Source organism: Aquamicrobium terrae, assembly GCF_052978165.1.
In genome coordinates this window covers 180,046-199,921 of sequence record NZ_JBRKLZ010000003.1, presented here as the reverse complement: position 1 = coordinate 199,921, position 19,876 = coordinate 180,046, and the positions used below count along the sequence as shown (strand labels likewise).

Annotated in this window: 22 protein-coding genes and 1 pseudogene; 6 read left to right on the top strand and 17 right to left on the bottom strand. The window is 61.7% G+C overall.

Features of this window, described 5'->3' with window-relative positions:
* Positions 1-36: 36 nt before the first annotated feature.
* The 3 genes from ade to ACVCNR_RS24035 form a co-directional block, all read right to left on the bottom strand.
* On the bottom strand, positions 37-1,833 hold the full coding sequence (gene ade / locus ACVCNR_RS24045; RefSeq protein WP_447076913.1) for an adenine deaminase: 1,797 nt from the start codon (positions 1,831-1,833) through the stop codon (positions 37-39).
* A 73-nt stretch (positions 1,834-1,906) separates the two neighbouring features.
* On the bottom strand, positions 1,907-3,307 hold the full coding sequence (locus ACVCNR_RS24040; RefSeq protein WP_447076811.1) for an NCS2 family permease: 1,401 nt from the start codon (positions 3,305-3,307) through the stop codon (positions 1,907-1,909).
* A 43-nt stretch (positions 3,308-3,350) separates the two neighbouring features.
* Entirely contained in the window at positions 3,351-5,153 is a 1,803-nt protein-coding gene (locus tag ACVCNR_RS24035; RefSeq protein ID WP_447076810.1) for an adenine deaminase, read from the bottom strand.
* Positions 5,154-5,262: 109 nt separating this feature from the next.
* Between ACVCNR_RS24035 and ACVCNR_RS24030 the strand changes: the two genes are divergently transcribed.
* Complete coding sequence (locus tag ACVCNR_RS24030) at positions 5,263-6,219, top strand: LysR family transcriptional regulator (RefSeq protein ID WP_447076809.1); 957 nt, start codon at positions 5,263-5,265, stop codon at positions 6,217-6,219.
* Between the two features lie 34 nt (positions 6,220-6,253).
* On the opposite strand, the pseudogene ACVCNR_RS24025 reads toward ACVCNR_RS24030, so the two are convergent.
* The 6 genes and pseudogenes from ACVCNR_RS24025 to ACVCNR_RS24000 form a co-directional block, all read right to left on the bottom strand.
* Positions 6,254-6,472 (bottom strand): annotated as a pseudogene (locus tag ACVCNR_RS24025) (IS630 family transposase); the annotation flags it as partial.
* Positions 6,473-6,905: 433 nt separating this feature from the next.
* A complete protein-coding gene (locus ACVCNR_RS24020; RefSeq protein WP_447076808.1) occupies positions 6,906-7,271 on the bottom strand; it encodes a recombinase family protein in 366 nt (121 codons plus the stop codon).
* 117 nt (positions 7,272-7,388) lie between these two features.
* Positions 7,389-7,802 carry a type II toxin-antitoxin system VapC family toxin gene (locus ACVCNR_RS24015; RefSeq protein WP_447076807.1) on the bottom strand — a complete coding sequence of 138 codons (414 nt, stop codon included), beginning with the start codon at positions 7,800-7,802 and terminating at the stop codon, positions 7,389-7,391.
* The gene (locus tag ACVCNR_RS24010; protein WP_354197726.1) at positions 7,799-8,071 is read right to left on the bottom strand and encodes a type II toxin-antitoxin system VapB family antitoxin; all 273 of its coding nucleotides are present in this window, start codon (positions 8,069-8,071) and stop codon (positions 7,799-7,801) included. Before ACVCNR_RS24010 ends, ACVCNR_RS24015 begins: the two co-directional genes overlap by 4 nt.
* 79 nt (positions 8,072-8,150) lie before the next feature.
* The gene (locus ACVCNR_RS24005; RefSeq protein ID WP_447076805.1) at positions 8,151-8,294 is read right to left on the bottom strand and encodes a hypothetical protein; all 144 of its coding nucleotides are present in this window, start codon (positions 8,292-8,294) and stop codon (positions 8,151-8,153) included.
* A 144-nt stretch (positions 8,295-8,438) separates the two neighbouring features.
* Complete coding sequence (locus ACVCNR_RS24000; RefSeq protein WP_447076912.1) at positions 8,439-8,495, bottom strand: hypothetical protein; 57 nt, start codon at positions 8,493-8,495, stop codon at positions 8,439-8,441.
* Between ACVCNR_RS24000 and ACVCNR_RS23995 the strand changes: the two genes are divergently transcribed.
* Positions 8,479-8,922: a DNA -binding domain-containing protein gene (locus ACVCNR_RS23995; RefSeq protein ID WP_447076804.1), complete on the top strand. Its 444-nt coding sequence runs from the start codon at positions 8,479-8,481 to the stop codon at positions 8,920-8,922. The two genes, ACVCNR_RS24000 and ACVCNR_RS23995, sit on opposite strands and share 17 nt — an antisense overlap.
* 63 nt (positions 8,923-8,985) lie before the next feature.
* On the opposite strand, the gene ACVCNR_RS23990 is transcribed toward ACVCNR_RS23995, so the two are convergent.
* The 4 genes from ACVCNR_RS23990 to ACVCNR_RS23975 form a co-directional block, all read right to left on the bottom strand.
* Entirely contained in the window at positions 8,986-10,305 is a 1,320-nt protein-coding gene (locus ACVCNR_RS23990; RefSeq protein WP_447076803.1) for a glycosyltransferase, read from the bottom strand.
* A 457-nt stretch (positions 10,306-10,762) separates the two neighbouring features.
* Positions 10,763-10,990 (bottom strand): hypothetical protein, encoded by a 228-nt coding sequence (locus ACVCNR_RS23985; protein WP_447076802.1) that lies wholly within the window; start codon positions 10,988-10,990, stop codon positions 10,763-10,765.
* 68 nt (positions 10,991-11,058) lie between these two features.
* Positions 11,059-12,687: a chaperonin GroEL gene (gene groL, locus ACVCNR_RS23980; protein WP_447076801.1), complete on the bottom strand. Its 1,629-nt coding sequence runs from the start codon at positions 12,685-12,687 to the stop codon at positions 11,059-11,061.
* A 61-nt stretch (positions 12,688-12,748) separates the two neighbouring features.
* Positions 12,749-13,063, bottom strand: a complete 315-nt coding sequence (locus ACVCNR_RS23975; protein ID WP_354197717.1) for a co-chaperone GroES — start codon at positions 13,061-13,063, stop codon at positions 12,749-12,751.
* A 334-nt stretch (positions 13,064-13,397) separates the two neighbouring features.
* On the opposite strand from ACVCNR_RS23975, the gene ACVCNR_RS23970 reads away from it, so the two are divergent.
* On the top strand, positions 13,398-13,739 hold the full coding sequence (locus ACVCNR_RS23970) for a hypothetical protein (protein WP_447076800.1): 342 nt from the start codon (positions 13,398-13,400) through the stop codon (positions 13,737-13,739).
* Between the two features lie 24 nt (positions 13,740-13,763).
* On the top strand, positions 13,764-13,916 hold the full coding sequence (locus tag ACVCNR_RS23965; RefSeq protein WP_447076799.1) for a hypothetical protein: 153 nt from the start codon (positions 13,764-13,766) through the stop codon (positions 13,914-13,916).
* Between the two features lie 163 nt (positions 13,917-14,079).
* On the opposite strand, the gene ACVCNR_RS23960 is transcribed toward ACVCNR_RS23965, so the two are convergent.
* The 4 genes from ACVCNR_RS23960 to ACVCNR_RS23945 all read right to left on the bottom strand — a co-directional run bounded on the left by ACVCNR_RS23960 (position 14,080) and on the right by ACVCNR_RS23945 (position 18,167).
* Positions 14,080-15,579: a tripartite tricarboxylate transporter permease gene (locus ACVCNR_RS23960; RefSeq protein WP_447076798.1), complete on the bottom strand. Its 1,500-nt coding sequence runs from the start codon at positions 15,577-15,579 to the stop codon at positions 14,080-14,082.
* Positions 15,580-15,666: 87 nt separating this feature from the next.
* On the bottom strand, positions 15,667-16,134 hold the full coding sequence (locus tag ACVCNR_RS23955; protein ID WP_447076797.1) for a tripartite tricarboxylate transporter TctB family protein: 468 nt from the start codon (positions 16,132-16,134) through the stop codon (positions 15,667-15,669).
* Between the two features lie 61 nt (positions 16,135-16,195).
* Positions 16,196-17,158, bottom strand: a complete 963-nt coding sequence (locus ACVCNR_RS23950; protein WP_447076796.1) for a tripartite tricarboxylate transporter substrate binding protein — start codon at positions 17,156-17,158, stop codon at positions 16,196-16,198.
* A gap of 163 nt (positions 17,159-17,321) precedes the next feature.
* Positions 17,322-18,167, bottom strand: coding sequence for an HTD2 family dehydratase (locus ACVCNR_RS23945; protein WP_447076795.1), 846 nt, complete (start codon positions 18,165-18,167; stop codon positions 17,322-17,324).
* Positions 18,168-18,279: 112 nt separating this feature from the next.
* Here ACVCNR_RS23945 and ACVCNR_RS23940 point away from each other — a divergent pair, with 112 nt between their 5' ends.
* Both ACVCNR_RS23940 and ACVCNR_RS23935 read left to right on the top strand, forming a co-directional pair.
* Positions 18,280-18,501: an acyl-CoA carboxylase biotin carboxyl carrier protein subunit gene (locus ACVCNR_RS23940; RefSeq protein ID WP_354197703.1), complete on the top strand. Its 222-nt coding sequence runs from the start codon at positions 18,280-18,282 to the stop codon at positions 18,499-18,501.
* Positions 18,502-18,509: 8 nt separating this feature from the next.
* Positions 18,510-19,874 (top strand): acetyl-CoA carboxylase biotin carboxylase subunit, encoded by a 1,365-nt coding sequence (locus ACVCNR_RS23935; RefSeq protein ID WP_447076794.1) that lies wholly within the window; start codon positions 18,510-18,512, stop codon positions 19,872-19,874.
* Positions 19,875-19,876 lie beyond the last annotated feature (2 nt).

Sequence of the window (19,876 nt, the reverse complement as noted above, 5' to 3'; positions counted from 1 at the left end):
CGTGGCCTCTGCAAACTTGCGGAGACGGCCCGGCAGCTATTCAGGTGCGTTGACGATAACCTCGGTTTTCGCGAATTTCGTCACGTCGATCAGGCCCATGTCGGAAATGCGCAGTTCGGGGATGACAACCAGCGCCAGCAAAGAGTGCTGCATATAGGCGTTGTTGAGCCTACAGCCGCATTCGCGCATGGCTTCGACAAGACGGCCCGCCTTGCCGGCCACAGCTTCCGCGCGCTCGTCCGACATCAGGCCGGCGACGGGCAGCTCGACCAGCGCAACCTCCCTGCCCCCGGAGATCATGACGATGCCGCCGCCGACCTCCTGCAGGCGGTTCGCGGCCTGCGCCATGTCGGCCTTGTTGGTGCCGACCACGATCATGTGGTGGCTGTCATGCGCCACCGTGGAAGCCATGGCGCAATCGCCGGTGTAGCCAAAGCCCGAGACGAAGGCGTTGACCACCTCGCCCGTGGCACGGTGGCGTTCCACCAGCGCGATCTGGCAGACGTCGTTGGCGCGGTCCATCTGCACCAGTCCGTCCTTGACCGGCAGCTTGCGCTGCAGCGCCTTGGTCGGTGCTTGGTTCTCGACCACACCGATGACGCGCACATTCACCTCGGACGCACCGGGCGCGGCAATGTCGAAATCGGTGGCGGTCAGCTTCTTGCCGAGCTTCACCGTATTTTTGGCGCTGTCCGGATAGTCATAGGCCGGAATGTCGGCGGCAAGCCTGCCGCCCTCGGCCAGCAGCTTGCCGCGGGCAAACACCATCTCGACCGGCAGTTCGGTCAGGTCCGAAGTGACGATCAGGTCGGCGCGGCGGCCCGGCGCGATCGACCCCAGCTCGCGTTCGAGGCCGAAATGCTGGGCCGTGTTCAGCGTCGCCATCTGGATCGCGGTGACCGGCTTCAGCCCTTGTGCGATGGCATGGCGCACGACGCGGTTCATGTGCCCGTCATTGACCAGCGTGCCGGAGTGGCTGTCATCGGTGCACAGGATGAAGTTGCGCGGATCGAGCCCGCGCTCGGTGATCGCCTTGACCTGGGCTGCGACATCGTACCATGCCGAGCCGAGGCGCAGCATGGCGCGCATGCCCTGACGCACGCGGGCGATGGCGTCATCCACCGTGGTGCCTTCGTGATCATCGGCCGGGCCGCCGGCGGCATAGGCATGAAAGGCACGGCCGAGATCCGGCGAAGCGTAGTGACCGCCCACCGTCAGGCGGGCGGCCTGCGTGGCGGAGATCTCGGCCATCATCTTGGCATCGTTGCCGGCGACACCGGGGAAATTCATCATTTCGCCGAGACCGACGATGTTGGGCCAGCCCAATGCCTGGCGCACATCCTCGGCGCTCAGTTCCGCGCCGGCCCGCTCAAGTCCCGGCGCGCTCGGCACGCAGCTCGGCACCTGCACAAGGATGTTGATCGGCAGGCTCTGCGCCTCGTCGTTCATCAGCTTCACGCCGGCGAGGCCGAGCACGTTGGCGATCTCATGCGGATCGATGAACATGGTGGTGGTGCCATGCGGGATGACCGCGCGCGCGAATTCGGTGACCGTCACCAGTCCGCTCTCGACATGCATGTGGCCGTCGCACAGTCCTGGCACCAGATAGCGCCCCGCAGCATCCACCACCTCGGTGGCCTCGCCTATGGCATGGCCGGCGTCCGGCCCGACATAGGCGAAGCGGCCGGCCGAAACGGCGATGTCGGTGTTGGGCACGATCTCGCCCGAATAAACGTTGACCCACCTGCCGTTGCGGATCACCAGATCGGCCGGCGTGCGCCCCATTGCCACATCGACCAGTCGTGGGGCGGTTTCGAACCATGGCTGCAGCATGTCCTGCATGTCCTTTCAATTCACATCACAAAACCGGACGGGACCAGACCGGCCCCGTCCTTGTCGTTGCCGGCTATTGAACCTGCATCACCAGCATGGCTGCAAGCAGCGCCACGAACCACATCACCGGCTTCACTTCTCTTGCCTTGCCGGCCACCAGCTTCAGCACGACATAGCCGATGATGGCGAGCGAGAGGCCGAGCGTTATGGAGAAGGTCAGCGGGATCAGAATAATCGCCAGGAAGGCGGGAATGGCATCCTCTACACTCGACCAGTTGATGCGGCCCATGGGCTCCGACATGAATAGGCCGGTCAGGATCAGCACCGGTGCCGTGGCAATCGCCGGCACCAGAGAAAGCAGTGGCGACAGGAACAGGAAGGGCAGGAACAGCACGCCCGAGACCAGCGCCACGAGGCCGGTGCGGCCGCCCTGGGCGATGCCGGCGCCCGATTCCAGATAGACGGTGGCCGGGCTGGTGCCGAGCGGGGCGGAGATCATCGCCGCGACGGCATCGACATGCATCGACTCCTTCACATTGCGCGGCATGCCATCCTCGTCCTTTAGATTGGCGGCTTCCGCCAGCGCAAGGAAGGTCGACAGCGCCTCGACGAAGTTGGTGAAGAGGAACACGAAGATGAAGGGCGCATAGGCGACCTGCAAGGCGCCAAGCAGGTCGATCCTGCCCACGAAGCTGAAGTCGGGCGCCGCCAGCATTCCGCTCCAGTTGACCAGCGTATGCAGGTCGGGGGTTTCGGGCCAGAAGACGCTGCCGTCACCCCACCAGCGGCCGATCGGAATGGCGAGGATGGTGGTGATGATCATGCCGGCCATCATTGCGCCGGGCACCCGGCGCACGACGAGCGCCACCGTCATGATGAAGCCGGCAATGAAGGTCAGGGTGACCGGATTGAAGGTCGTCAGTCCGACGATCGTGTCGGGGTTGGCGACGATGAACTTGGCATTCTCCAGACCGATGAGGGCAATGAACAGGCCGATGCCGCAGGCGATACCGTAGCGCAGGTCGGCGGGTATCGCCTCGATGACGGCCGTGCGCAGATTGAGAACCGCTAAGATGGTGAACAGCACGCCCGCCCACAGCACGCAACCGAGCGCGATTTCCAGCGGCACCTTGGCACCGATCACCATCGTGTAGGCGAACAGCGCGTTGATGCCCATTCCGGGCGCCACCAGGATGGGGCTGCGGGCATAAAGGCCCATGGCGCAACTGCCGACGAAGCTCACCAGCACGGTCGCGGTGACGCCGGCCGAGAACGGAATGCCTGCATGTTGCAGGATCGAGGGGTTGACAATGATGACGTATGAAGCAGCCAGAAACGTCGTCAGGCCGGCGATGATCTCGGTACGGATCGTCGATCCGTACCGGCTTATTTCAAAGAAGCGGTCAAGGAAGCCGTGAAGCCCGGGTTGCCCCGGACTTCCGGCGCGCGCCGCGATGTTCGACTGATAGCTCATTTTTCCTCCCGTATTGAACTTCATCGAACCGCAGAACCTCTCCTCATTCTGCGGCGATGGGCCTGGCCGTCGCGCCGGGCTCCGGCAGCAGCGGCGAGATGATCTCAAGATTGACGCAGTCCACCACGCCGAGGTCGGTGATGGCATAATCCGGAATGGCAGTGATCTGGAGCACGAACATGTACATGAACGGCCACGGCAGATCGCAGCCGAGCGCGCGCGCCGCCTCGTCCAGCCTTGTTTCGAGCGCGGCCATCTCCTGCGGGTCAATGTCGGAGACGATGCCGCCGATCGGCAGGTGCAGGAACTCAACGACCTTGCCGTCCTTCACCACCACCTGGCCACCATTGTTGGCGATGAGATGGTTGATGGCGACGGCCATGTCCTCGGGATTTGCACCGATGCAGATGATGTTGTTGTCATCCGGCGCGGTCGAGGAGGCGATGGCACCGGTCTTCAGGCCGAAGCCGGAGGTGAAGGCGACCGGGCGGTTCTGCGTCTTGCCATAGCGTTCGACGACAGTGACGTACTGCACGTTCTGGCCGACATCGGCGAGCACCTTGCCGTCCCTGACCGGCAGCTTCACGTCGTGGCGCGTGCGCACGAAGATCTTCTCTGGCGTGACTGCGATTGCCAGCACGTCGGCGCTGTCGCCGCCACCGGCATAGGGAACGGCGAGATCGGCCGCCGTGACCGGCTCGACCCTGACCGATTTCAGCAGCGCCTCGCTGCGCACCGGCGGCATCAGTTCCACCGCCATGCGGCCGTCACGCGCGGCGACCGCACCATTGGCGATGACCGCCTCGACGCCGAAATTGCGCAGGTCGTCGACGATCAGGATGTCGGCGATCCGACCGGGCGAAATGGAGCCCACCTTGTGGTCGATGCGCAGCGCCTCGGCCCCGTTGATGGTCGCCATCTGGATCGCCGCCATCGGCGAGATGCCCATGGCAATCGCCATGCGCACCATATTGTCGAGATGGCCGCGCGCGAGGATATCGCTCGCCACCACATCGTCGGTGCAGAAGCTGATGCGGCGCAGCGCCTTCACGCCCATTTCGGTGACGATGCGCAGATTGTCCGACAGGAAATGCGAGATCGAGGATTCGCGCACCACGACATGCATGCCGGCACGCAGCTTCTCCAGCATTTCCTCAGGCGTGTAACTCTCATGGTCGGCGCGCACGCCGGACTGCATATAGCCGTTGAGGCGCGCGCCGCGCGTCATCGGGCAGCAGCCGAGCACCGGCAGGCGGCTCCGCTCGCCGATCTCGAGCGCCTTGAGCACGTCTTCATCCTCTTCCTGGATGAATTCGCGCACCGTCTCCCAAATGCCGACGCATTCGGGCCAATGGTGAGTGGCGAGATGATCTTCGGGGCTGAAATAATGGCCCACTGTCGAGCGCGGCATGGTGTAGGGCGTCTTGCAGGGCGCACCCCAGAAAACCTTGAGCGGCGTCTGCTTCGCCTCGTCAAGGAACTCACGCGCGGCATCCGGGCCGCCAACGACGATGATCTGGTCGAGACCCGAGACGATCGAGGTGGTGCCGAGCGGCACCACGGCCTTGGCGAAGCTGGTGAGCGACAGCTTCGAGCATTCCACGTGGAGGTGGCCGTCGATCATGCCGGGGCACAGATATTTGCCGGTGGCGTCGACGATCTGCGTATTTGGGCCGACATGGTCGGAAATGTCGCCGATGGCGATGATGCGCTCGCCGTAGATGGCGATGTCGGCCTGGTAGATCTCCTCCGACACCACATTGACAAGTCGTCCGCCGCGCACCGCCAGCGTTGCTTTGGCCTCCTTGCCCGACGCCGCGCGAATAAATTCCCGAATGTCCGTCACTTAAGCACCTCCTGATGGAAGGGGTAGTATTTGGTGACGCCGGCGTTTGCGCAACTGGTCAAATCCAGCTATTTATCGGACATATCGTCCAATAAATTGAACGAGAACCATGGACCTCTCCCTTATCGACAGCTTCGTGAAGGTCGCCGACGCCCGTTCGATCTCCGCAGCCGCGCGGCTCCACCGCCTGCCGAAATCCACGCTCAGCCACCGCATCCGCCAGTTGGAAGACCAGTTCGGCGTCGAACTGTTCGTCCGCGAGGGACACAACCTGCACGTCACCGACGCGGGTTCGGAACTGCTGCTGCATGCAAGGCGCATCCAGGCCAGCTATGACGACGCCTCGACCGCCATGGCCGAGATACGCCACGGCGTCGCCGGAACGCTGCGCGTCGGCTCCACCGGCGAGTTCGGCACGACGATCACCTCCGAACTGCTCTACGCCTTCCGCCAGCAATATCCGCAGGTCGTGCTCGACGTGGTGTTCCTGACCACGCACCAGCCTTTCGCCGATGTCACGGAAATGGCGCTCGACGGCGTCTTCCACTGGGGCGAGCCGTCCGATGTCGACTATATCAGCCGGCGGCTGGCGACGGCCTCCTACGGCCTTTATGCAAGCCCCGCCTATCTCGCCCACCACGGCACGCCGCAGGTGCCCGACGACCTTTCGGAACATCGCGGCTTGGTCTTTCGCCAGCCTATCCGTCCGCAATCCTGGTATCTGGCCAAGGACAAGCGCTCCGACGTCAGCATCCTGGCGCCGGCCACCTGCCTGGCCAACGACTACTGGACGCTGAAATATTTCGCCGTGGCGGGCGAAGGCATCGCCTATCTTCCCGGCTTCTTCGTGGAAACGGAATGCCAGAGCAACCTTTTGGTGCCCGTATTACCTGACTGGCGCTCTCCCGAAACCGCGATCAACCTCATCTATTCGCGCCGCCGGCACGTATCGCGGCGCTTCAGGGCCTTCATCGAATTCTGCATCGAGTTTTATCGCGAGCGGGAGCACGAGCAGGTGCCGCGCTACTATGTCGAGAAGGTGAAACGGGAGGAGCCCAGGAGGTGAACGGGGTGCCTGAGGCGGCCAGCCGTCAACAACGATCGGCTTCCGAGCCAAGGGCCTCGAGGATGGCCTCCCTGTGGGCGTCGATGCGAGGCGACTTGCGGTCGCCGCTCAACGCCTTGGGACGAACGTCGCCACGTTCGCGCTCCAGTACCCGCCAACGGCTCACGCTGGTCGCGCTCATCCGCTCACCCGTGGCGCGATCTGCGAACGTGGAGCCTGGATCCCGGCTGACCGCAACATAGGTACGAAACATCTCGAAATCCTTGCCGCCATCGCCACCGGCGCTGACCGGCCCAGTCGCTGTGAGAATGTTGCTGTAGAGCCTGGCCCGGGCGACGTGACGAGCCAAATGCTCAAAAACTGATGATGAGCGTTTTTCGAATTCTGCGATCTCCGCGTCGCGCCGTTGGTCTCGAAGCGCACTCTGGACAACATCAAGCCGTACCTCGCCAGCCTGATCATCTACCGCAAATACCGGCCCATGCGGACCGGCCGGACACCTGCAGCTTCGAAGAAGAGATGACAGGAACGCTCAAGAAGCAATCCGGTCTGGAAGCGATCATGCGCTGGATCGAAAAGGAGCGGTCGAAAGATGATGGTGGCCCCATGCTTGCCACGGTGACCAAAAAGCCAGTCAATACCTCGCGAGTGTCAACCACACGACCGAAAAGATTACCTCCTACATGTCAAACGCCAGCACCGGCCTTGCCCTTCTCCATCCTGCCCCGCAGGCCGCGATGGGTTTTTATGGCTAGGTCTTTGAGGAACAGCGCGTTCATCGTGCCTTTCAGCCCGACACGCAACTCGCTAATCTCGCCCTCGACCAGCATGACGACGGTGATGCCTGCAAATTTCAGGTGCTTGTAGAGGGTCGCCACGTCCGCCTTATCGCGGCTGATGCGGTCCAGCGCCTCGGCCAAGAGGATGTTGAACTCGCCGTGCTGCGCATCGCGCATAAGACGCTGGATGCCCGGCCGCAGGATCGTGCTGGCACCGGAGATAGCCGCATCCTCGTAAGAACCCGACGATCTGTCACTGTTCCCGCGCCGCATGTTCCCGGCAAAACCGGAACTGGTCCTCGATGGACGCCTCGCGCTGGCTGTCGGACGAATAGCGGGCGTAAAGGGCTGCGCGGGTCATAGCTCCAATCCTTTCTTCTTGGCGGTTCACTACCGCGTCAATGCGGATTGGACATCGGTCACGGTGAAGTCATCGCCGACATACAGAAGCGGGGCCGAGTGCCGTTTGGCGAGGGCATAGGCAAAGCAGTCGCCGAAGTTCAGCCCGCCCCGTGTGCCGAACCCCTTGCCATAGTCCAGACGCGCCCGCATCGCGGCACGCGCGAGGCTTTCATCCGTGGGAGCAATGGAAATACGGAAATCGGCCAGAAACGCATCCAGATCGGCAATTGCTTCGTGCCGATCCCCAGTCTTGATCCTGCCTGCCATGACAGTGCCCGCCTCGACATAGTTCACCGCCGAAATGAGGCGGGAACCATCCGCCTGGAGGGCGGTCATGCAGCCAGACGCCTCCGCCTCCTCAAACATGATCGCAATGATGGCGGACGCATCGACAACCATCATCGGGAGAAGCCAAGCTCTTCGGGCGTGTCGCCGACTGCTTCGTCCCATTCCTGCTTCGTGACCGGACGGCGGTCATAACGTCCCGCGCGCTCGCGCACGAATGCCTTCATACGGGAAACGTAGTCGCTCTGCGCCTCCTGCTCGGCGCGCAGCCGATCCAGTCGCTCGCGCATGGCCTGCGTGATGGCGTCCGTCATCGTTTCGCCGGTCAGGCGGGACAGTTCCCGCGCCAGCCGGTCCGCCTCCTCGGTCTTAATGCTCAAGGCCATATCAGCCTCCTTCTAGATTTATAATATAGATAACATTTCCACCCCGATCATTCAATGGCGAAGATCGGAATCCCCGCTGTTATTGATCGTCATCTTCGCAGGGACGATCTTCCTGCACGCCTGTCCGAGTCTTGAACGACTTGTCGTCGTTTGCGGCCTGCAACGCCTCGGAGTGCTCCCGCGCGATCTGGTGTCCGATCAGGCGGGCAATGGTCAGCGCCACCGCGTCCACCCGCTCGACGCATCGGCCGCGTGCCCGGTATCCCGTCCATTGGGCGCGTGGTTGTCATTCGCCGGCCTCTGTTTTCCGTCATCGCCCCCGCTATCAGAAGACATCGAAGTCGCTGCGCGGCTTCCATCCGGCAGGTTAGGCGATCCAAAGATTGATGTCGGATTCATGCCAGCCCGTGCCGTTGGTGCTGATCTTGATCAGGCGTGGGAAGGTGCCGTCGGCGATGTTGCGGCGAAGCTACCGCACCATCGCCGAAGTGCTGCTCGGATTCAGCGGCACGAAAGGGGATTGGGAAATCGGCCCGCGCAAGAACAAGGCTCGCCGCCTCGCCGCCCACGGCATCAGGATGATGCGCGGCGGTTATCGGCTCTTATTGCATTATCGTATCGAGGAACATTCTAAGGGCCTTGGAGGTGTCTGTCCTGTGATCAATGTGCCGCCGTTTCTTGCGGCTGTGCGTCTGAGCATAGTCCGCTGCTTGACCAATAGCGCTCTTGAGTGTGCCCGCATAAGTGCCGTCTCCCGCCCCCGGAAATTTGCGAAACAACCGTCGTCGGGAGCGGAATCCTTAAGCACAATACTCGACAAGCTCCGGATCGAGCGTTCTCCGTGCCTGTAGAACACGTTGCGAACGCCATCCAATCCTCTGTTGTCGGCCAATACCACGGCAATCGTACCCGCATCAGGGCCGGCTGCGGTGCGATTGTCTCGCCGCCTTCATCGGTGCTGGCACGGATTCCGCCACAAGGGCGTCACCGACCGCATGGGCGACATTGCTCAGTATCTTCCATTCCTGTTCGATCCGCCGCATGGCCGTCTGCCAGGAGCCATCCTTCGGCGTTTTGACCCGCCTTCGCGCCGACGCCAGCGAGCGGTAGAGTTCCAGCATGCTGCCTGTCGCGCGCTCGCGGGTGAACAGTCTCGCTGTCCGGCCTGCCGCCTTGCCAAGAGCGCGACGTTTCCTGTCATCGAGTTCGCCAATCCACCGCACTGTTTCGGCGAAGCTGTGGGACGGCACGTCAGCGGGAAGAAGCCGGCCATTGAACCGGTCCCTGACCATCTCGCGGACACCGAAAGCGTCAAGTGCGACCACCGGCACACCGGCTGCCATCGCTTCGGCAAGCACGAGACCTTGCGTCTCGGAACGGGAAGAGAAGGCGAAGGCATCGATCGCGGCATACATCGACGCGAGGCGTTCACCCTCGCAGGCGCCTGGCATATGGATACGCTCGGCAAGGTCGTGTTCTTCGAAGAATCTGCTGATCGGTTCCTTCATCGGTCCGCCCCCAACGACAAGGAAGTGCGCACGTCTCTCGGCGGCCAGGAAACGGCCGATCGCGTCCGCGAGGTAGTCGAGGTTCTTTTCCGGGGCCAGGCGGCCGACATGGCCAACGACGAAGGCATCGGCCGGGATGCCGAGGTTCCTGCGAACCTCATTTCCGTCTCCCCCTGCAAATCCGTCAATCTCGATGCCTGTCGGGATCGTATTCACCGGGGCCTTGACGCCGCGGTCGATGAGGAAATCGGCCATGCTCCGACTCGGCGCGATGACCGCATCGCACAGATCGCTGTAGCCGAGCGCGATGCCAAGCACGAGGCGCTGCAGCACGGGAGAATCCCGGGCAATATGGTAGCTGCAGAGTTCGTAGCGCGTATGATGAGTATAAACGATCGGCAGATCGAACGACGCGGAAACCCTGAGCGCGGTATCGCCAAGCAGGAAGGGATGATGCGAATGGACAATGTCGGGAGCGAAACCGGCAAGCGTATCGCTTAGCGGCCGGGTCAGCGGAATGGGAACGGAAAAGTCGCTGCCCCGAAAATTCTGGACCGCCGGGATACGCACCACATCCGGCTCGTCCGAAGTGATGCCGGGGAACTCCGGCGCCACCACCAGCACCCGATGTCCGATCTCGCGCAAGCCATCCGCCTGCCAGGCGACGCTGTTTGCCACTCCGCTGATGTGAGGCCGGAACGTATTGGTGAACATTACGATATTCATCGGCTGCTCGGGTTATGTAACCTTTCGTTCTGCAGCAACACGAGTGCATCGAACGCCCGCGCCAGCCAAATGTTCCATTCGTGCTTGGACGGCGCCCCGGAAGAAGCAAGGAAACCAGATGGCTGTAGCTATGCGTAAGTTCACCACGTCGAGGCGTTTTGAGTGCTTTCTTCCCGTTAGCCAACGTCAAGCCTGATGCTGGATGTGGTCCGGCGCCGACCAGGAAACATTGTCCACTGAACCCGATGGAAGGAGAAAACGATGAGTGTCCAGGTCATCTGATCTCCCCGGGGGGCCAAAACAACGGCAATCAGGTGCCGAGCGTCTTCCGCGACGATGGACGCGATTCGTTCCTGCACAGGTCGAACTTCGCTTTCCGATGCTGGAAGCGGCCATCGGGTTGGCCGCCCTCATCGTACGAAAACCTCTCCCGCCCTGTTGCGGGAGAGGGACGGCTTCATGCCTTGCGGTCTCCCGAAGCTCCTGCCGCGGATACCTGCTGGGCAGCGAGAAACATCAGCGCCGACGCGACGGTGCGTCGATCCCAGCCAGCGGATTCGGCCATGTCCAGCAGACCCGCCAGCAACGGCTTCAAGACGCTGCGGCATTCCGTTTCATAACCAACGAACTCGTTCGCCGAATGTATGGGCGGCGAAACGAATCCGATGCCGGTCATCTCGTTCATGGCTGTCTCCATGCTCTCTGCGCAAGGCACCCGCTCCCGATATCGGAAGCGGGCGCTTCGCCAGCACGCTAGAAGTCCATGCCACCGGCAGGCATGGCGGGCGCGGATGCTTCCTTCTTCGGCTTCTCGGCCACCATCGCCTCGGTGGTGACGAGCAGACCGGCGACCGAGGCCGCGTCCTGAAGCGCGGTGCGTACCACCTTGGCCGGGTCGATCACGCCTTGCTTGTAGAGGTCACCATATTCGCTGGTCTGAGCATTCCAACCCCAGGCGAATTCAGACTTTTCGCGCAGTTTGCCCACGATGATGGAACCTTCCGCACCGGCATTCTCGGCTATCTGGCGAACGGGAGCCTCGATGGCCCGGCGCACGATCTCGACACCGTGCTTCTGGTCCTCATTGTCGACGGTAACGCCGTCCAGGGCCCTGGCTGCTCGCAACAGGGCCACGCCGCCGCCGGGCAGGATGCCCTCTTCCACCGCCGCGCGGGTCGCATGCAGGGCGTCGTCAACGCGGTCCTTCTTCTCCTTGACCTCGACCTCGGTCGAGCCGCCGACGCGGATTACTGCGACCCCGCCACTCAGCTTGGCAAGACGCTCCTGCAGCTTCTCGCGATCGTAGTCGGAGGTGGTTTCCTTGATCTGGGCCTTGATCTGTTTCACGCGCCCTTCGATTTCTTCCTTCTTGCCCGAACCGTCGACGATGGTAGTGTTTTCCTTCTCGATCACCACCTTCTTGGCGCGACCAAGCATCTGCAAGGTCACATTTTCCAGCTTGATGCCGAGATCCTCGCTGATCGCGGTGCCACCGGTGAGGATGGCGATGTCCTCCAGCATGGCCTTGCGGCGATCGCCGAAGCCGGGAGCCTTGACGGCAGCGATCTTCAGGCCGCCGCGCAACTTGTTGACGACCAGCGTGGCAAGGGCCTCGCCTTCCACATCCTCGGCGATGATGAGCAGCGGCTTGGACGACTGCACGACAGCCTCGAGCACCGGCAGCAGGGCTTGCAGGTTGGAAAGCTTCTTCTCATGGATCAGCACGTAGGGCTCTTCCAATTCTACCCGCATCTTCTCCTGATTGGTGATGAAGTAGGGCGATAGGTAGCCGCGATCGAACTGCATGCCTTCGACGACTTCCAGCTCGGTGTCGGCGGTCTTGGCTTCCTCGACGGTGATGACGCCCTCGTTGCCGACCTTTTCCATCGCCTGCGCCAAAAAGCTGCCGATTTCGCTATCGCCATTGGCCGAGATGGTGCCGACCTGGGCGATCTCGTCGTTCTTCGTCACCTTGCGGGCATTGGCCTTGAGTTCAGCGACGACAGCATCGACAGCCTTGTCGATACCGCGCTTCAGATCCATCGGGTTCATGCCGGCGGCAACGGCCTTTGCGCCTTCCTGAACGATGGCCTGGGCGAGAACCGTGGCGGTGGTGGTACCGTCACCGGCCAGATCATTGGTCTTCGACGCCACCTCGCGCACCATCTGCGCGCCCATGTTCTCGAACTTGTCCTCAAGCTCGATTTCCTTGGCGACGGAGACGCCGTCCTTGGTGATGCGCGGCGCACCGAAGGACTTGTCGATGACAACGTTGCGGCCCTTGGGACCAAGCGTCACCTTGACGGCATTGGCGAGGATATCGACGCCGCGCAGCATCTTCTCGCGGGCTTGTGCATTGAATTTAACTTCCTTGGCAGCCATTGGATCACTCCTTCGATAGGCAGCTTACTTTGACTGGAATGGATTTCCGGGGAAGAAGCCGTTAGGCGGCCTTCTTCACGGCTGTGGCCTGCTCGATCACGCCCATCACGTCGCTTTCCTTCATGATCAGGAGGTCTTCGCCGTTGAGCCTGATCTCGGTGCCCGACCATTTGCCGAACAGGATGCGGTCACCAACCTTGACATCGAGCTCGACCAGCTTGCCGCTCTCGTCGCGCGCGCCCGGGCCGACAGCGATCACTTCGCCCTCCTGTGGCTTCTCCTTGGCGGTGTCGGGGATGATGATGCCGCCGGCAGTCCTTTCATCGGCCTCGATGCGGCGGACCAGGACACGGTCATGCAATGGACGGAACGTCATATCGTTCTCCTTCTGGACAAACAGATTTTTGAGGTTCCTCCACACCGGACCGGCAATCGGACCGATGCGGGGCTCGCGCGACCCTTTCGGCATCGCGCGCCATCACGAGCTAGTTTTGCGATTTTCGGGTTTCAAGAGGTTCCGCAAAAATTTTGGCACTCGTGCCAATCGAATGCTAGCGCGATGAAAACATACGGTTAAATTGGATTGCAGTCGCGTATTTCCGCTTGAATTTTTGAAGCGGTCGAACAAAATTATTCAAGCCCTCGCCACAGCGAGGCCTGGGAAACAGAAACCTCAATAAAGGAGCTTTTTGGAAAGACGGAGGACCAAGATGGACCGACAGAATCCTACGCCGATCATCCCTTCTCTTGTTCCCGAAACATCCGATCTCACACTTGACCGACTGTTATCGCCGGCAAGGCATTTCGAACATCCCGACGACGTCGTGAAAGACGACACCCTCGATATCCAGGAAAAGCGCGCGATCCTGTCGTCCTGGGCATCGGATGCCTGCGCCGTGGAATCCGTTCCCGCGCTACGAAAGCCGCCGGGCGCCGACCGGCCGGTCTCTTTCGATCAGATCATGGACGCGTTATGCCGGCTCGATATGGCGGCTGCGCCATCGCGTTCGACAAGTGATCGAAGGCACAATTTTGATCGCCTGGATGCTTGAAGGCGTAAGGCACAGGGGACGCACATGGTCACTGCGGTCAGCAGGGAATTCCGCCTGCAGATGGAAAGCTGTGGCCTGCCCACGGCCGAAATTCACTATCATCTCCCCGATTATCCAAATCTACTGCAGCTCTACATCTGGCAGGAATACGATCAGGCGACTACTTTCCGGAGCTGAAGGGCACGCGTTCTTGACAGTGGCCATCCTTCGCCAATCAGCGCCTCATCGCCATTGAGCCGGGCTCAGGGCTGATGGCAATGGACAAGTTCCGGGGCACGGGCACGACCGTCGTCACCAGATTCTGAGGTGGCCGGGGCTGATTGCCGGAAGAATCCGGCAATCAGTGGTGTATCTGCTCCTCGATCTGGGCCTTCTGCCGTCCAAAGGACGGAAGAAGCGGCAGGAAGAAAACGATAATCGCGATGCCGAGGCAGATCATGGATATGGGGTGCATGTAGAAGATGCTGATCTCATCGCCCGACATCACCATCGCCCGGCGGAAATTGGACTCCATCAGATAGCCCAGCACCAGCGCCAGTATGATCGGTGCCGGCTCGATCCGCACTTTCTGCAGGACATAGCCGACCACGCCGAAACCGACCGCGACCCAGATCGAGAAGATGTCCTTGGACTCCGAATATGTGCCAAGCAGGCAGGTGGCGGCCACGATCGCGGTGATCACCCCGCGTGAAATCTGCGTTAGTTGCACCCAGAGCCGCGTGCCGTAAAGTCCGAGCATCACCATGAAAGGCATGCCGACCAGCAGTGCGATGTACATCGAGTAAGGCACTTCGGGATTGCGCTCGAAGATCAGCGGGCCCGGCTGGACGCCGTGGATCGCCAGCGCCCCGATCAGCACCGCCGTGCTTGCCTTGCCGGGAATACCGAGCGCAAGCATGGGAGCCAACGCGCCCGGCATGCAGGAATTGTTGGCCGTCTCCGCCGCCACCACGCCTTCCGGGTTGCCCTTTCCAAAGGTCTCAGGCGACTTCGACAGGCGTTTCTGGATCGAATAGGCGGTGATGGAGGCGATTGAAGCCCCAGCGCCCGGAATGACGCCGACAACATAACCCACCAGCGTGCTTCGGATCATGTTCCAGGTATGCGGTCTGATCAGGCTGAACTGGCCTGAAACGCTCGGGATATTGCGCAGCGGTATCACCGGCTCGTCCGCCGTTTCGAGCATGCGCAGCACTTCCGACAGGGCGAACAGGCCGATGAGCGCCGAAACGAAGGGAACGCCGGAAAGAAAGCCTTCCACCACGGCGAAGCGCGGGATGCCATCGACGGGATCGGTGCCGATCGTCGTCAGCAGGAGCCCGAAGAGCAGCGCGATGATGCCGCGCGTCACCGAGTCCCCCGACAGGGTGGAGATCAGGCTGAGGCCGAGCACGGCGATCGCGAAATATTCGGCAGGCCCGAAAGCCAGCGCGAACTTGGTCATCCAGCTCACGGTGAAAATAAGCAGGATCGTGCTCAGCACCGAACCGCCGGCCGAACCCAGAATGGAGAGCGTCAGCGCCTGTCCGGCCTCCCCGCGCTGACGCATGGGATAGCCGTCCAGCGCCGTGATCGCCGCCGAGGGTTCGCCGGGCGTATTGACCAGAATGGCGGGAATGGCGCCGGAATATTCGGATGCCATATAGAGGGTGATAAGCATCACGACCGAGACGATCGGATCGAGGCCGAAACTGAAAGGGATGAGCAGCGCCATGCCGACGCCGGCCGACAGGCCGGGCAGGGCGCCGACGAGATAGCCGATGATGACGCCGGCAAAAAGGCCCGCGATCACCTGCCAGCTCGAGAAGGCGGCGAGACCCGCCATGAATCCGTCGATCATCTGTCTCCTCCGGACATTTGCTGACGAGATTGGTCCGGCCTTCCCGGCGCGGACCGCAAGCGATTGGAGTCGAAACGCAGCCGGCGCCTATGGCAGAGGCGTGCCGAGCAGCATCTCGAAAAGCAGCTTTGTAAAGAGCAGGAAGCCCCCGACATAGAGCACTATGGCAATCGGACTGCGGCAGTTCGCGACGTAGAGAAACGCCGAGAAGAATACGGCCATCGCGATGTAATAGCCGAGGGTGTCCATCATGAGCGGGAACATGATCAGGAGCGCGATGCCAAGCAGCACACGCATCGGCTGCCGCACGGTTATTCGCTCCTCGAGGCGGCCGGATATCATGCGCCGCACACCGGCGCCCGCGAAGATGAGGCTTGTCAGGCCAAGCAGAGCCGCCAGCCCTTTCGGGAAGTCGGCGGCGCCCACCGCCGTGCCGGAAAAGTCCGGCAGGACGGATGCCTGGAAGAAGAACCAGCTCGCCATGGCGGTGAGCGCCAGCCCGATAACGATGTCACCGATTTCGAGCGAAAAGAACAGCGTGCGTGCTTCCGGCATCGTGTCCTGGTCCCGCATTTCGTCTGGGTTCGATTGCATAACCGGTCTGCTCCGACGTCGTTCAGTGCATCGATAGTCGCGTCATCCACTCTTTCGTGATCATGTCTTGCTGATGTGCGAATTCGGTGAATTCGGCAGGCCCCTGGAACGCGGGCGTCAGCGAGGACTCCTTCATGTAGGTTTGCAGCTCCGGCGTTTCCAAAACGGCCTTGACCGCTTCTGCCAACTTGTTCTTGACGTCTTTGGGCATGCCCTTCGGCCCGATGATGCCGCGCATCTGCTGCCAGGAGGTATCCGCGTCATATCCCTGTTCCTTGAAGGTCTGCGCGTCCGGGAACTGCGGTACTCGTTCGTCCGCCATGACGGCGATGACGCGCAGATTGCCCGCCTCCACCTGGTTCTTGACCAGATCGACATAGGCGATCGCGACCTCCGCATGGCCGCCGACGGTCGCGGTCACGGCATCGCCGACGCTGTCATAGGGTATCCAGCGAACCTTGCTGCTTTCGAGATTGGCGGACTGCGCCATGATCTCCCAGGCGAAATGGCCGCCCGACCCGCGCACGAAGCCGGCCATGACGACGCTTCCCGGTTTGTCGTTCGCGGCCTCGACGAGGTCCTTCATGGAATTGAGCTTACTGTCCTTGTTCACGACGAGCAGGTACGGCTCATTCACCAGTCGCGCGATCCAGTCGAAGCTGTCCACATTGTACTGCTTCAGTGTCTGATTGAAGGCGCCGATATGCGTGCTGGTAACCGATCCGATCGTATATCCATCGGGCGCGGACTTGTTGATATCGGCCAATTGCGCTGCTCCGCGCCCGCCCGCCTTGTTTTCGACAGGGACGGGAGTGCCGAGCGACTTTTCCAGACCAAGCGCGATCTTGCGCGCCATGATGTCCGTCGCCCCGCCCGGCGAGACATGAAGAATATAGGATATCGGCCGTGTCGGGTAATCCTGGGCCGCTGCCGGCGCACTGATCAAGCCGATTGCCAAAGCCGCCAACGCCAGCTTTTTGAACATGTTTTCCTCCCGTTTTTGGAACATAAGTTCTCGCTTCGACCGTATACCCGCTCCTCACTTCGGGCCGGCCTCCTCCGCAGGCCCAGCGATCAAGTCGACTCTATAGCGTAGTTGCGATTGATACAACTAAAAACTGGAACACGGTGCCGAGCGCAGTGTGCGGCTAAAACTCTACACTCGCGGAAAGGCAGAGATTGCCGTCCCCATCCCGCGCCCACAATTGATAGCCATCGCCGGAAGGCACGCCTTCTAGGAATATGCGTTCACCTGCAAAGATCGGTTTCATGGCCCGGAATCCGAAAGTTCTGAGACGTCGCACTGAGGTGTTGCGGCGCAGCGCGTTGAAAAGCAGTGTCGCGGTCAGCTGCCCATGCACGACCACATCCGGATATCCCTCGACTTCGCGCGCGTAAGGCGCGTCATAGTGAATGCGATGGGCGTTGAAGGTTACGGCGGAATAGCGGAACAGAAGTGCGGTATCGGGCTCGACCGTCTCGCTCCACGCCGCATTTTCCGGGGCGCGCTTAGGCGGGGGCGGAACCTCGTCGGGCCTGGGGTCGTCACGATAGACGATCGTCTGAACTTCAGTCAGCACATGTTCGCCGCCGCTACGGTAGATGTTCTCGATCTTGAGGAACACCAGCAGGCCGGTCTTTCCGGCTTTCACTAGTATGTCCGCAATTCGCGCTGTTTTTTCAACCTCCTCGCCGATGCGCATCGGGCGACCGAAGCTGATGTCGCTCGCGGCCCACATGCGCCTCGGCAGGCTGACCGGGGGCAGGAAACCTCCGCGCTGCGGATGCCCATCCTCCCCCATGCGTGAGCGCGGCACGGCCGGCACGAAGTAGAGCCACTGGCCGAGCGCCGGCACCTCGTCTCCTTCGCCCGTGCCGACGTCTTCCTCCAGTGCGGCTTTCAATCCCCGCACTGGCCAGGCGTCCAGCCTTTCGCGCGCGACTTCCGTACGGTCGATCCATTCCCGGTAGGTGGTCTCATCGATCTCGGTCACGAACATCTCTTCTGATTGTCAAAATCCGTATGGTTATAACGGAGTTGCTATTGCAACTACTAATGTCTCGATCTAGTGTGGAAGTCAACAGCAGCAGGAGCGAGGAGCCGTGATGGCCATTATCGACATAAAGACCGAGATTACCGGCAATGTGTGGAAGATCGTGGCCGAGGTGGGCCAGGCGATTGAGGAAGATGATCCGATTCTGATCCTCGAATCGATGAAAATGGAGATTCCGGTAACGGCGCCAGAAGGCGGCAAGCTCGTCGCCATTCTTACGGCGGAAGGCGACACTGTCACCGAGGGCACGGTGGTTGCCCGCATCGAAGCCTGAGCACTGGGATGAAGAAGATTCTGGTTGCAAACCGGGGCGAGATCGCACGCCGCATCTTTCGGTCTGCCCGCGCCCTCGGCATCGGCACGGTCGCAGTCTATTCCGAGGCCGACGCCAACGCCGCACATGTCATGGAAGCCGATGCGTCCGAGGCCATAGGTCCGGCTCCGGCGCGTGAAAGCTATCTGAACGCCGACCGCATTCTGGAAGCTGCGCGTTCGTCAGGAGCGGACGCCGTGCATCCCGGCTACGGTTTCCTGGCGGAAAACGCAGGCTTTGCAGAGCGTGTCATCGCCGCCGGGCTCACATGGGTGGGGCCTTCACCTCGCTCTATAATCGAAATGGGCGACAAGCAGCGTGCCCGCGAACTCGCCCAGGCAGCCGGCGTGCCGGTCGTCCCGGGCTCCTCCCGCTTTACCGTTGGCGACACCGAGGGGATCGAGGCCGCTGCCGAGGCGACCGGCTACCCGCTTCTGGTCAAGGCGTCTGCCGGCGGCGGCGGCATCGGGATGCGGCGCGTCGACCGGCCCGATCAGCTACGCGCGACGGTCGAGGCAACGCAGTCCATGGCGCAGAAGGCTTTCGGTGACGGGTCCGTCTTCCTGGAACGCTTCGTGCCCAAGGCGAGACACGTCGAAATACAGGTATTCGGATTCGGCGACAGCAAGGCGGTGCATCTTTACGAGCGCGATTGCTCTCTGCAACGCCGCTTCCAGAAGGTGATCGAGGAGAGCCCCTCGCCCGGCCTGCCGGCCGAGGTTCGCGCCGCGATGACTTCGGCAGCTATCCGGCTGTGCGAAAAAACGCGCTATGCCGGCGCCGGCACGGTGGAATTCATCGTTGACGCGGAGAGCTTCGAGTTTTTCTTCCTGGAGATGAACACCCGCATCCAGGTGGAGCATCCCGTCACCGAAATGACCACCGGGCTCGATCTTGTCGGGATGCAGCTCGATTTCGCCCGCGGCAGACTCACCGGCATGGAGCAGTCGGCGGTGGCTACGAAGGGCCACGCCATCGAGTGCCGGTTGTACGCGGAAAACCCCGCAAAGATGTTCATGCCTTCCCCCGGAACGCTGAATGTTTACCGACCGCCGGCGACGGGAACCCATCTGCGTCTCGACAGCGCCTATCGCGAGGGAGATGCGGTGACGCCCTATTACGATCCGATGATCGGCAAGCTGGTTGTTTGGGGAGACACGCGCGACCAGGCAATCCGGCGTGCCGTCGAAGCGCTGGACGATTTCGCGATCGAGGGCCTTCACACGAACCGCGACTTCCTGGTCGCCTGCCTGAAAGACGATGGCTTCGCCTCGGGCGATGTTTTCACCGGCTTCATCGATACACATCAGAAACGGCTGCTGCTGGCAGCCTGAAA